The following is a 12,450-nucleotide window of genomic DNA, read 5'->3' as shown; positions in this document are numbered from 1 at the left end:
ATACCAATTTTAATTTTAAATTTTCTCTGCTGATTGAGCCGATCGCCAAATCCACCAAGCCGCCGCCCACAAAGTAAAATTGCCCGCGAGAGTCATCCCCGCTTGCAGGGTAACGATCCATTCTAGGGCTGGGGAGTTGTCAAAATAGTGCCAAGTGCAGGCACACATAGCGCTGACGAGAGCGGGCAGCATTCCGGCAGAAAGAGCCCACCAAGCTCGGTTTTGAGTGACTTCGCCGTAAGTCCAAATTAACCAGATGGCGGCAATCCACTCGACGACGCTAGAAACGTGAATAATCCAGGTAGGAATTGACAAAGCGTGCATTTTTTGTATTGTACAATAACAGAGAACGGGGAAGATAAAATATGTATTTATTTGTTTAATGCTGTTAGCGGTTGACTGTTGGCTGTTGACTGGTAAGAAGGGCGGGCACTCTTGGTACCGCCCCTACCTGTTGACTGTTAAAATGTTTTAGGTATCGATCGCAACAATTAGATATTGTAATAGTTATATTACCCATCACAAACAAATAAAAGAGTAGAAATGCGAGCAATTTTGTGCGGCTATTACGGTAAAGGCAACGGCGGCGACGAGGCGCTGTTGGCATCGCTACTGCAAATGTTACCAGATAGCGTAACGCCGATCGTCCTGTCTGGCAATCCTGTCGAGACAAATCAGCGGTACGGAGTAGCAGCGCGCGATCGCATGAGTGCGTTTCAAGTTCTCGAAGCACTCCGCACCTCCGACGCGCTAATCTGGGGAGGCGGCAGTTTAATCCAAGACGCTACCAGCATTGTCAGCCCTTTCTATTATGGGGGTTTAATGGGACTCGCCCAACAAATGGGCTTAAAAACAGTTGCCTGGGCCCAGGGAATTGGGCCTTTAAATCGAGAGATTACCCGCAAATTATCTCAGCGGTGTTTTGCTGGATGTACCGCCGTCAGCGTGCGGGATAAAGGCTCAGCTACTTTACTTGCTGATTGGCAAATTCCCTTTACTTTAGCGCCAGATCCCGTCTGGGCTTTAGAAAATTCCCCCGTATCCGGTTTGTGGAATTTACCAGCGCCCAGAGTTGCAGTTTGTTTGCGTTCCCATTCTACCTTAACTGCCGCCCGTTTGTCAATTTTAACTAAAGCTTTAGTTGACTTTCAAAAAGCAACTCGCACTTTAATTTTACTGCTACCTTTTCAAGCATCTCGCGATTTAGAAATTGCCAAAATTTTGCACGAAGCGCTACCCAAACGAAGTCAAATTCTTAGTTTAGACGATCCGAGAAAATTGAAAGGAGTATTCCGGGGAGTCGAAATGGCGATCGGGATGCGGTATCACAGTTTAATTATGGCAGCATCCGAAGAATGCCGCTGTTTTGCCCTCAGCTACGACCCCAAAGTCAGCCAATTGATGGAAGAGTTAGAAATGCCGGGATACTTATTATCCCAATTGCCAGAAGATCCGTATTTAATCAGCAAAAGTTGGATAGAACAATATGCTAACGGCTACGCATTATCGCCAGAAAGGATAAAATTTATTGTAGAGCGATCGCTCTTTCATAAAGAAGTATTGCAAACCGCACTCCAGCAGTCTTAGTAAGAGGTAAAACACCGTGACAACCAGCACAGCCGACTTAAAAATCACCTGGGAAAAATTGCCTGCCGACTTCATCTTAGACGAGGAACCTGTGGAAAATATTGACCAGCCTCTCCTAGTCGCCGCCTTACGAGAAATCTTAGAAATCGCCGGGCTAATAGTAGCAGGAATATTAATTGCCCCAAATATGGGGATTTGTGCGACAGTAGACAGCAAGCTAGTTATTAAATCTCCAGATTGGTTTTATGCCCGTAACGTGCAGCCGCTTTCCAGTCAAGAAATCCGCCGCAGCTATACTCCCAACTTAGAAGGAGAAATTCCCGATATAGTGATGGAGTTTTTGTCAGCTAGTCCCAACGATGAATATTCTAGCAAACCAACTTATCCCCCCGGCAAATGGTATTTTTACGAACAAGTATTGCGAGTACCAATCTATGCAATTTTTGAACCTGCTACTGGATTGCTAGAAATCTACCAGTTAGATTCATCAGGAAAATATCAAGTACAGCAACCCGATGCAAACAATCATTATTGGATTGCCGGAGTTGGATTGTTTCTGGGTGTTTGGCAGGGAACAAAAGCCGAAAGAAGCGGATATTGGTTGCGGTGGTGGGATGAAAGCGGACAGATGTTATTGTGGGGAGCAGAAATGGTAGAAAGAGAAAGGCAGGAAAAAGCAAATGTTCAACAGCGGGCCGATCGACTAGCAGCACAATTAAGAGCAGCAGGCATTGAACCCGAAGCATAATACAATAATTTAGAAATAAAAAATCCTAACACTGCGATTTTTTATTTCTAAATTCATCTGCGTCAATCCGCGTTCATCTGCCCATATCAGCGGTTAAAAACTACATTCAGGAGACAGTAAAATTGGCAAGAGTTAGAGTTCGCGAACACGTCAATCCTTTATCAATTAGATATCAAGCATCCGCCAGTCCCCCAGATTGGACTAAAATCTATGCCGACTTAAATTTGCCACTGCATTTAGATATCGGCTGCGCCAGAGGCAGGTTTTTGTGGCAAATGGCGCAAGTACAAACTGATTGGAATTTTCTCGGATTAGAAATTCGGGAACCGCTGGTAGACGAAGCGAATCTTTGGCGGGACGAAAAAGGCTTGACAAACTTGCACTATTTGTTTTGCAATGCGAATAGTTCCCTGAAACCAATTTTAGAAACTTTGCCGACTGGTATTTTGCAGCGAGTCAGCATTCAATTTCCCGATCCCTGGTTCAAAAAAAAGCATCACAAACGGCGGGTTGTGCAGCAGGAATTAGTCAGCGAATTGGCAACTTATCTGGCAATTGGCGGCGAAGTTTTTATTCAATCTGATATTGAGGAAGTAGCAAGCGAAATGTGCGATCGCTTTTCATCTCATCCCAGTTTCCAACGCCAAAACGGCGACAACTGGCTAGCAGAAAATCCCCTGCCCGTTGCTACAGAAAGAGAAATTGCTACTCTCAAACGCGGGGAACCAGTTTATCGAGCACTGTATCAAAAATAATGCTCGCTTTGGTAAACTCACCTTGGTAATAAATGTTATAACTTACATCCATCTTGCACCTTGTTAGGAACAGGCTCTGCGGCCTGTTCCACAAAACTTAATTTTCTTGTGGAACGGGCATCTTCCCTGTTCATAAAAGAATGATTTCTAGCTTAGGCCCAAGACGGCAGCCACATCCTAATTTTCCATTCTATTTGCGACAAAGGCAGTCCCAAATAGATAGGCATCCAGAAAATAAAAGCACCCACAATCAGAAAAATAATTGTTACCCCCATCCCTCGGAGGCGAGTTTGGGGGCTGTGCAGCCACCTGTCAACCCACCAAGCAAGTGCTAAGGTTGCAAACACAGAACAGCCCATATAATGATACAAAAATACGCAGCGAGTCACCTTCACCCAAGGCAGCAAATTAGCAGCCCAATTAACTATTAAATATAACGCCAGCCACATTTCACCAGTCGGCGGAAACAAAATCGGCTGCTGTTCTATCGCATCAACAGAAGCCTCGCGGCGCGTTTGCACCCACACCAAAATCCGGTGAACTAAAACTCCTATCACTAGCAGTAAAGCTAAAGTTGAAAACCACCAAAGAAAAGGATTTCCTATCGCGTGAACGTCAAAAATCGCCTCAGTTGCGCCGCTCGGTAAAGGTGGCAAAACCGGATCTGTTTGTGCATTGTTGCTAGCACTTTTGTAGAAGTAAACTATGGGACGCAGCATCAATGGCCAACTGTACCACGCGGAACAGTAAGGATGCACGTTAGGGCCGCTTTTAATGCGTTGGTGATAAGTCAAAATTTCCGTTTGCATCTGCCAGAAATTGGGAGTTGGATTGAGAAGCAGGTGAGGAATCCAGCAGATGCTGTAAACTAAAATAGGAATCGCAGCTAGACTCAAAATTACTTCTATAAAATTGAGTTCAGTCAATTTTTGTACTGGACTTTCGGGCGGAAGGAGAGGGGAATTTACCTCGCGCATCTGTTCTTCATCTCCTCTATTTCCCTGAATCAAACGCACAGCCCAAGCGCAGATTAAAATTAGATAAGTTCCAAATAGGAACCACAATCCGTTCCATTTGATAGCAGCAGATGCACCGAAAGATATGCCGGACAATAATAGCCAAAGCCAGCGTTTTTTACCTTCAGATTCTCCGGCTTTCAGAATAAACAACTGACCCAATAATCCGAATAAAACTAGATAAATGTTATTGAGTGCGTAGCGAGATTCAACTAAAAATAAACCGTCGCAGGCGATAAAGAAAGCAGCCAAAAAAGCAAAGGTTCTGCGGCGAACTAACTGATAAGCCAGGGCTCCGACAACTAGGGGAATGAAGGAGCCTGTGAGAGCATTCAGCCAGCGATAATCCCAAGGGGAAAGCAGGGAACCTGCCATACTATTGACGGCGGTTTTGCCGAAGGGTAGGTGAGTGCCGATCGCAATCCCGATCGCAATTATGTACTGGCTCAGCGGCGGGTGAGCGTTGAAAAAGGGAGTTTTGGTGAGATAATTGTTGGCAAATTTAGCGTAATAAACCTCGTCAAATACTAGAGTGTTAAATCGCTCTAGTTCCCAAAATCGGAGAGTTAAGGATAGGATAAAAACAGCGAGCATTCCCAGACAAAAAACCACAATCGATTTTTTCAATTGTTTTTTGTTCGCTTTCATAAAACTGCACCCAAAAATAGTAGATAGTAGATTTTAGAACGCTCATTTAAAAATACAGGACTTACGCATCAATACCCAGGAAACCGGGTTGTTTGCGGAGATTAAGGCAGCGATCCAAAATTTTTGGAAAAAAACCCGGCTTCTGCGTAAGTCCAACGCACGGGGTATGAAAAGCCCGGTTTCTTGTCAAGCGATGATTCTGAAAGCGTAGCTTTTTGTCAAGAAACTCGTTTTATTTGGCAGAAGCTGCGATCGATTATGATAGCATCTAATCAGGTATTTTTTGGACGAGCGTTTATGAATCTCACTGCTTGGGCTTGGGGGCGTTTGGGGTTAGCTGTAGGTGCGAGTATCCTGCTAGCATCAGCCGCGGCGCCAAATCCCAAGACATTTGAAAGCTTTGGCGATTGGTGCAGCAACAAAGAAAATTTGACCCCCGAAGCCAGACATACGGTGGAGGTGTTGCTATCGAAAGCAAAAACACAAGAGTGCGCTCGCGCTCAACAAACTCTGGCTAATCTGACACAAATTTCCCTTAATTCAAATCAAATCGTCAATCTAGAACCCTTAGCAAACTTAACGAATCTGACAATTATTGAACTCAATGAGAATCAAATCGTCAATCTAGAACCCTTAGCAAATTTAACGAATCTAAGAATTCTTCAACTCAATGAGAATCAAATCGTCAATCTAGAACCATTAACAAACTTAACGAATCTGACCCAACTTTTCCTGATTCGCAATCAAATAGTCAATCTCCAACCATTATCGAAATTAACTAATCTTAAAAAACTCAATCTCAGTTTCAATCAAATAACAAATGTGGAACCATTATCGGGTCTGAGCGATCTGAAAAGTCTCACCCTAAATTTCAATCAAATCCCAGATGTGAAACCATTGTCGGGACTGACTAATCTGACAGACTTTTTTCTGGAATCAAATCTAATCGTAGATGCGACACCGTTATCGGGATTGAGGAATCTGGAAGGACTTTCCCTCGCATCAAATCAAATTGTAGATGTGACACCATTATCGAGACTGACTAATTTAATTTTTCTGTATCTTGGAAATAATAAAATCCAGGATCTAAAACCGTTATCTGGATTGAGCAATCTGCAATTGCTAAGCGTCGAATCCAATCAAGTCACCGATGTGACACCTTTGTCGGGACTGACTAATCTGAGAGGCCTCAACCTCAGAAAAAATCAAATCGCCGATGAGACACCTTTATCGGGACTGACTAATTTAATAAACCTAGAAATTGAGGGAAATCAAGTTCCGGCTGGTGAAGCCGATCGACTAATTAATAAAAATAGAGAAATCTTAAATAAACAGAATCAACAAACAAAGGAAGCCGATAAATTGATTCAGGAAGCGAGGCGATTATTCGAGCTAAAAACAGCAATATCTTACCGGGAGGCGTTGCAAAATTTGGAGTCAGCACGTTTAGTTTATGAAAGCTTGGGAGATGGAGAAAAAGAAAGTTATACGCTGAATCAAATGGGATTTATTGCTAATTTATTAGCTGAAAGACAGCAAGCCCTCGACTATTACAATCAAGCTCTTTCCAAAAACCGGGATTTAGCAGATCGCCCCAACCAAGCCGTCATTCTCAACAACATCGGCGCCGTGTACTATGCCTTGGGAGAGAAACAGCAAGCGATCGACTATTACAATCAAGTTTTGTCGATAATTCGGGAAATGGCCGATCGCCCCGAAGCAAGCATCAACCTCAACAATCTCTCGAACCTACCCGCAAACAGCGACACATTGACGGGCGATCGCACTGCGGAAGCCACCACCCTCAACAACCTCGGTTTAGCCTACAATGATTTGGGAGAAAAACAGAAAGCAAAAGAATATTTCAACCAAGCCCTTCCCCTATTTCGCGCTGCGGGCGATCGCACTAAAGAAGCGACTACCCTCACCAACATCGGCTTAGTCTACAATGATTTGGGAAACCAACAACAAGCCCTCGAATACTACAACCAAGCCCTGCATCTGAGACGAGAAGCGGGCGATCGGCAAAAAGAAGCCCTCACCCTCAACAATACAGGTGTTTCCTACTCAGAATTGGGAGAAAAGCAGAAAGCAGCAGAACATTTCAACCAAGCCCTACTGCTGTTTCGGGCTGTGGGCGATCGCCCCGGAGAAGCACTCACTCTCTACAATAGCGCTAAAGTAAAAGGCGATCGAGGCAATTTAATCGCAGCCCTCACCGACATTGAATCCTCCATCAAAATCATCGAAAACCTCCGCACCAAAATTACCAACCACGAACTCCGAACCTCATACTTTTCCACAGTACAAGACTATTACCAGTTCTACATTCACCTGTTAATGGAACTGCACAAAACAGAACCCAAATCAAGTTACGATCGCCAAGCATTTGAAGCCAGCGAACGTTCCCGCGCCCGCACATTACTAGAACTCCTGCAAGAAGCAAATGCCGATATTCGCCAAGGTATCGCCCCGGAATTATTGGATAGAGAACGGAATTTACAACAGCAACTCGATACTTTAGAAACACAGCGCATCGAAATTTTGAGCCTGCAAAATCCCACTTCCCAACAAACAGCAGAATTAGCAAAAACACGCCAAAATCTGCTATCTCAATATCAAGACATTCAAACCAAAATTCGCGCCACCAGTCCCCGATATGCCGCCCTCACCCAACCTGAACCCTTAACTCTTCCACAAATTCAACAACAAATTCTCGACGACAATACAATTTTACTTCAGTATTCTCTAGGAAAACAGCGCAGCTATCTCTGGGCTGTGACTAAAACCAGCATCACCGCTTATGAATTGCCAAAAAGCGCCGACATCGAAACAGCAGCCCGCAATTTCCGCAATGCAGTGACTAATCCGCGCCTCCGAAACATCCCCAATAAAGTCGCTGAAGCCAGCAAAGCACTCAGTCAAATTATCTTACAGCCGGCATCCGCACAACTCGCTCAAAAACGCCTGCTGATAGTTGGCGATGGCGTTCTCAATTACCTCCCCTTTGCCGCGCTCTCTCTTCCCCAAACATCCAGTAAAAACCAGAATCAACCTTTAATTGTAGAACACGAAATCGTGCTGTTGCCTTCAGCTTCCACCTTAGGAATATTAAGAGAAAATTATAGTGACAGACAAACCCCAACTCGGACTTTAGCAATGTTTGCCGATCCAGTTTTTAGCCCTGACGATGAACGAGTCAAAACCCCGACTACTACCACAAATCGCCAAGCAATAGAATCAGTAAACCTCGGTTTAAGCCGCTTTATCCGCAACAACAACGTACAATGGAGCCGTTTAAAATTCACTCGCCAAGAAGCCCAAATCATTCAATCGTTAGTTGCGGAAAATTATAGCACCCAATCCTTAGACTTTGCAGCCAACCGCGACACAGCAACCAGCTCAAATTTAAGCCAATATAAAATCATTCATTTTGCCACTCACGGTTTCGCCAATAGCACTAACCCAGAATTATCAGGAATCATCATGTCCTTAGTAGATGAAAAGGGAAATCCCTTAAATGGGTTTCTGCGACTTACTGATATTTTCAATCTGAAATTAGCAGCAGAATTAGTAGTGTTAAGTGCCTGCCAAACAGGATTGGGGCAGAACATTCAAGGCGAGGGAATGGTAGGATTGACGCGAGGATTTATGTATGCTGGAGCGCAGCGAGTGGTGGTGAGTTTGTGGAATGTAGACGATGAAGGAACGGCGACATTAATGTCAAGTTTTTATCAAGAAATGTTGCAAAAAGGGTTGACGCCAGCGGCAGCTTTAAGGGCGGCAAAATTGGAAATGTTGCAGCAGGAAAAGTGGCAGTCTCCCTATTATTGGGCGGCATTTACGCTTCAGGGGGAGTGGCGATAAATGTTATGATAAGTCGATCTAATTTGTGGGATGTGGCACCATAACGTGAATTCTTTTCTACGCTGCTACTGCCATTCTATCCATTGCTTCACAATATCTTCTAGTTCCCCAGCAAAGGAATCAGTTGCATAAAGAGCAAAGTTATTAACGATCTCGCTTTTTTCAGGTATAGACTCAGCCTTAAACCGAGATTCATCTAAGTTAAAAAGCGATAATTGGCGAGACTCGTCATTTGATGTATTCTGGTGTAGGGATGTTTGCTGGCTGACAAAATCGCCCATCCGTTCGCAACCCTTAGCAAAACGGCGCAAAGTAGTTGCGATCGCCTCGGAACTATTATCAATGCCTATCCATTTCCTCCCAAACTCCGAAGCCACACTCAAAGTCGTACCCGAACCCGCAAAGCAATCGATCACTAAATCATCAGGATTTGATGAAGCTCGAATAATTCTACTAAGTAGATCGCGGTTTTTTTCAGTTGGATAACCTGTAATTTTAATATTCTGATTGTGAGCATCGCGAAACTCAAGCCAAATATCTTGTACTGGAATTCCGCTACTACTGTCCAAATATATCTTGCGGCGGGGATTTCCAGTCGCCGACCAATATATTTCCCCTCTAGCATCCATCTCATCTAGTGTTTGAGGTGGAAACTGCCAATGTTTTCCCGGTGGCGGATTCCTCCCTCTCCAAGACTTGCCAGTTTCGCCATTTCGGACTCCCGGTGCATGAATCGGAACCTTTTTATATCGCCTCCCAGTTTCCTTTTCAATGTATTCATATTCTTTGTTAGCGCGCTTATCCGTCCATTCTTCAACTGGACGATTCCAGACATAATTATCTGATTTACTATAAAATAGGATAAAATCTGAAACATTTCCATAAGTCTTTTTTGTGTAATTTTTAGGGTTACATTTTTTACGAGTAATCCAGTTTCTAAAATTAGGCGAACCAAAAACTTCATCCATAATTACCTTGATATAAAATGCCATATTTTCATCAAGATGTACGTATATTGAACCGTCATCAGCTAATAACTCTCTCAATAATATCAACCTTTTACGAACAAATTCAATATAGTTGTTCCCTGCTAATAAATCAGAATAAGCATCAGTCTGAGAACGCGATTTAAATATACTTTTAGTTGCAAAAGGCGGATCTATATAGATTAATTTTACTTTACCTTTTACTGAACTATTTTTGAGCAAAGATGCTAAAATTGGTAAATTATCACCATAGTAAAGACGGTTTTCATGTGCCGTACTTGGCTGTTCATTGCGAGGCCACAGTTTTACACACTCAGCTCTATCGGTGTCTAAAATTTCACTTGCAGGCACTTTTCCTGGATATGAAAAGCACGCATCCAAGTTATTGTTTAGTTGGCTTTCACTAAAATTTGATGCAGCTTGACCCTGCGATTGTTTTTTAGAAATACCAGTAGCCATTGTCACTCCTATTTTCAAGAACGCAGCCATTCCACTGTAATGCGATCGGGAACCATACGCAGTGTCAATACAATAATTCTATCTGACCAACTCTTTTCAATATTGGCGTAGTCATCCCACATTGAACCGAGTAAAAGACCAGGCCCATCATTTAAAAAAATTACCTTAGTTTTTAAGTTGCGATCTTGTGTGTAACTGAGGATTTCATCGGCACAGCTACGATAGCCACCTGTTCGATCGTCTTCTTGTGCACCACCTCTATCTGAATCAGATCGTGCTAATCCTATGGCCAGCAATTCATTTTCGTTAATATCGTATATCGCAAAATCAACAGGGCGTTTCGGGTTGGGATAGTTTGCGAACACATTTCCCATCATAATATCTTTTCCGGCTCGCTCTGGCCCTCGGATTACCAAGTATGGAAAGTGTAAGCGGAATCAGGAGAAAAACCTTTCAGTTAAGTCGTATCCTTTGTTGCCACGACTTTTGTATTCCCACAACAAGGCTGACATTGCCTCGTCGGGAATTGGACGAGTCATGTATGCAGCTTGAACGTCTTGAACCGATCTAAAACGAGAGCCAAACTGATTGCAAATATCCGTTGTCTTTTTTTTCCTTCTGAGCATTTCAACGGGAATCTCAGGGCTAACATACTTGCGAAATACCCTGAGAAGTTGAACTCGCATCCATGTGCTAGGAACTTCTGAAATCTGTATAAATAGACGCACTGATGATTCAGAAGTCTTGAGTAATTGTCCAAACATTACTAAAACTGGTTGGTAAAGTTGGCAAGCCTCTTGTAATATATCTGGATAGTATTCTCCGGTCATCAAAGTTATCCAGTTGTGTCCATCTGGTTTGTAATCTGCAAAAGAGTTGCGTCTTCCCGATCTCGTATTAGTCACTCTTCATCTCAAAATTAACTCTTTGGTAAAGTTCGCTCAATTGCATTTGAAACTCGATCGCAGTTAACGCCATAATTTCTTAAGACTAACATTAGATCAAAAAAAGCGGCTCTGCTTGCCGCAGAACCGCCGTAACAGAGGATAGAAAATCCAAACTTAACGCACTGCACCCTCAACAGAAGGTGATTCGATTGTCTTCATCAAATACAGCTTCAACAACTGCCAGCCGTTCGACAAATACAGAGGCAATTTTTGGAAGAATTGCAAGACTTTCGGAGTGTTAGACTCAACAATTGCTGTCAATTGCTGATTGTTCTTGAGGCAAACATCCAGGCGTTCGTAAAACTCTGGATTGTTGACATCTAGCATGACTGGGAATACGCGGCCTGCTGTTTCGTTGGTCTTTTTGATGACTTCGATGTCGTATTCGCGAGCGTCTAGACCGAGCGATCGATAAAAACCTGCACGTTGGATATCATTGAGATACATTGTCGCGAATACCGACAGCAAGAAGAAGCGGCACCAAAGTTTGGCGCGCCAATCGTTCAACATTTGAGGCTGAGCTCTCATCACCGCATCGAAGAAATCTCCGTGGCGGTTTTCATCCTGACACCAATTTTCAAAGAATCGGAAAATCGGATAAATCTGGTCTTCTGGATGAGCTTTTAAGTGCTGGTAAATTGTGATGTAGCGCCAGTAACCGATCTTTTCAGACAAGTAAGTAGCGTAGAAAATGAATTTCGGCTTAAAGAAAGTGTAGCTGCGGCTCTTAGTCAGGAAACCCAAGTCTAGAGACAAATTAAAATCCGACAGCGCTTTGTTTAGGAATCCGGCGTGACGCGCTTCGTCGCGCGACATCAGGTTGAAACCTTCGGCGAGCACTGGATTTTTTCCCTTGAGCCTGCGTCCCAATTCTTTGTAGAGCAAGAATCCCGAAAACTCAGCGGTGCAAGAGCGTTCGAGAAACTCAATGAACAACTGGCGCTTCTCGCCGTCAATGTGATCCCAAGATTGAGCAAACTCCTCATCCCGGACGAAGTGGTTTTTGTTGTAGTCAACGCGGAACTCTTGGATAATTGCTTCGAGCTCGGCTTCGTTTACCGAGATGTCCATTTTGGCCATCTCGTCAAAATCTGTGGTGTAAAATCTTGGCGTGAGAATAGTTTCTTTGGCTGGGCTTTTTACTCCCGGCCGCAGTTCTTCAAAAGTTGGTTTTTTGAGGGAATCTACCATATGTTTATTGGATTTCTGCTTATAACTACTTGCTTGTTTGTTTCAGTGGTCGGTTAGTGGGGGTGTGAGATATTGTCTTTCGAGCCAACCAGGTTAGCCCAACTAAGGTGGAATCCAGGTCAAAGCTGCTGTAATTTCCACGCCCTCCAGTTTACCAAGCTCTCGACCCCGGAAATATGTCGCTGGCGTTAAGAATTGCTACGCAGAATTACTCATGGGGCATGGGGCATGGGGCATGGGCAGAAG

The 12,450-nt window shown here is 43.7% G+C and carries 10 protein-coding genes; 4 read left to right on the top strand and 6 right to left on the bottom strand.

Features of this window, described 5'->3' with window-relative positions:
- Positions 1-15: 15 nt before the first annotated feature.
- The gene (locus IQ270_RS14310; protein ID WP_193973856.1) at positions 16-324 is read right to left on the bottom strand and encodes a DUF2499 domain-containing protein; all 309 of its coding nucleotides are present in this window, start codon (positions 322-324) and stop codon (positions 16-18) included.
- Positions 325-543: 219 nt separating this feature from the next.
- On the opposite strand from IQ270_RS14310, the gene csaB reads away from it, so the two are divergent.
- The 3 genes from csaB (at position 544) to trmB (ending at position 3,090) form a co-directional block, all read left to right on the top strand.
- Positions 544-1,587, top strand: coding sequence for a polysaccharide pyruvyl transferase CsaB (gene csaB, locus IQ270_RS14305; RefSeq protein ID WP_193973855.1), 1,044 nt, complete (start codon positions 544-546; stop codon positions 1,585-1,587).
- A gap of 16 nt (positions 1,588-1,603) precedes the next feature.
- Positions 1,604-2,335 carry a Uma2 family endonuclease gene (locus IQ270_RS14300; protein WP_193973854.1) on the top strand — a complete coding sequence of 244 codons (732 nt, stop codon included), beginning with the start codon at positions 1,604-1,606 and terminating at the stop codon, positions 2,333-2,335.
- Positions 2,336-2,457: 122 nt separating this feature from the next.
- On the top strand, positions 2,458-3,090 hold the full coding sequence (gene trmB, locus IQ270_RS14295) for a tRNA (guanosine(46)-N7)-methyltransferase TrmB (protein ID WP_193973853.1): 633 nt from the start codon (positions 2,458-2,460) through the stop codon (positions 3,088-3,090).
- Between the two features lie 152 nt (positions 3,091-3,242).
- Here trmB and IQ270_RS14290 read toward each other — a convergent pair whose 3' ends face one another.
- Positions 3,243-4,754, bottom strand: a complete 1,512-nt coding sequence (locus tag IQ270_RS14290) for a dolichyl-phosphate-mannose--protein mannosyltransferase (RefSeq protein ID WP_193973852.1) — start codon at positions 4,752-4,754, stop codon at positions 3,243-3,245.
- Positions 4,755-4,937: 183 nt separating this feature from the next.
- Between IQ270_RS14290 and IQ270_RS14285 the strand changes: the two genes are divergently transcribed.
- Positions 4,938-8,621: a CHAT domain-containing protein gene (locus IQ270_RS14285; protein ID WP_193973851.1), complete on the top strand. Its 3,684-nt coding sequence runs from the start codon at positions 4,938-4,940 to the stop codon at positions 8,619-8,621.
- Between the two features lie 65 nt (positions 8,622-8,686).
- Here the strand turns inward: IQ270_RS14285 and IQ270_RS14280 are convergent, their stop codons facing one another.
- The 4 genes from IQ270_RS14280 to acsF form a co-directional block, all read right to left on the bottom strand.
- On the bottom strand, positions 8,687-10,066 hold the full coding sequence (locus IQ270_RS14280) for a site-specific DNA-methyltransferase (RefSeq protein ID WP_193973850.1): 1,380 nt from the start codon (positions 10,064-10,066) through the stop codon (positions 8,687-8,689).
- A gap of 14 nt (positions 10,067-10,080) precedes the next feature.
- Positions 10,081-10,443, bottom strand: a complete 363-nt coding sequence (locus tag IQ270_RS31055; protein WP_228056363.1) for a hypothetical protein — start codon at positions 10,441-10,443, stop codon at positions 10,081-10,083.
- A gap of 60 nt (positions 10,444-10,503) precedes the next feature.
- Positions 10,504-10,971, bottom strand: coding sequence for a hypothetical protein (locus IQ270_RS31050; RefSeq protein ID WP_228056362.1), 468 nt, complete (start codon positions 10,969-10,971; stop codon positions 10,504-10,506).
- Positions 10,972-11,127: 156 nt separating this feature from the next.
- The gene (acsF, locus tag IQ270_RS14270) at positions 11,128-12,204 is read right to left on the bottom strand and encodes a magnesium-protoporphyrin IX monomethyl ester (oxidative) cyclase (RefSeq protein ID WP_193973849.1); all 1,077 of its coding nucleotides are present in this window, start codon (positions 12,202-12,204) and stop codon (positions 11,128-11,130) included.
- Positions 12,205-12,450: the final 246 nt, after the last annotated feature.

Source organism: Microcoleus sp. LEGE 07076, assembly GCF_015207455.1.
In the GTDB taxonomy this organism is placed as follows: domain Bacteria; phylum Cyanobacteriota; class Cyanobacteriia; order Cyanobacteriales; family Microcoleaceae; genus Microcoleus.
This window is presented reverse-complemented; position numbering and strand designations above follow the sequence as displayed.

Excerpts from the sequence above, each read along its gene's own strand:
- IQ270_RS14310 (WP_193973856.1), bottom strand. The coding sequence starts at position 324 with ATGCACGCTTTGTCAATTCCTACCTGGATTATTCACGTTTCTAGCGTC.
- csaB (WP_193973855.1), top strand. The coding sequence starts at position 544 with ATGCGAGCAATTTTGTGCGGCTATTACGGTAAAGGCAACGGCGGCGAC.
- IQ270_RS14290 (WP_193973852.1), bottom strand. The coding sequence starts at position 4,754 with ATGAAAGCGAACAAAAAACAATTGAAAAAATCGATTGTGGTTTTTTGT.
- IQ270_RS14280 (WP_193973850.1), bottom strand. The coding sequence starts at position 10,066 with ATGGCTACTGGTATTTCTAAAAAACAATCGCAGGGTCAAGCTGCATCA.
- IQ270_RS31055 (WP_228056363.1), bottom strand. The coding sequence starts at position 10,443 with ATGATGGGAAATGTGTTCGCAAACTATCCCAACCCGAAACGCCCTGTT.
- acsF (WP_193973849.1), bottom strand. The coding sequence starts at position 12,204 with ATGGTAGATTCCCTCAAAAAACCAACTTTTGAAGAACTGCGGCCGGGA.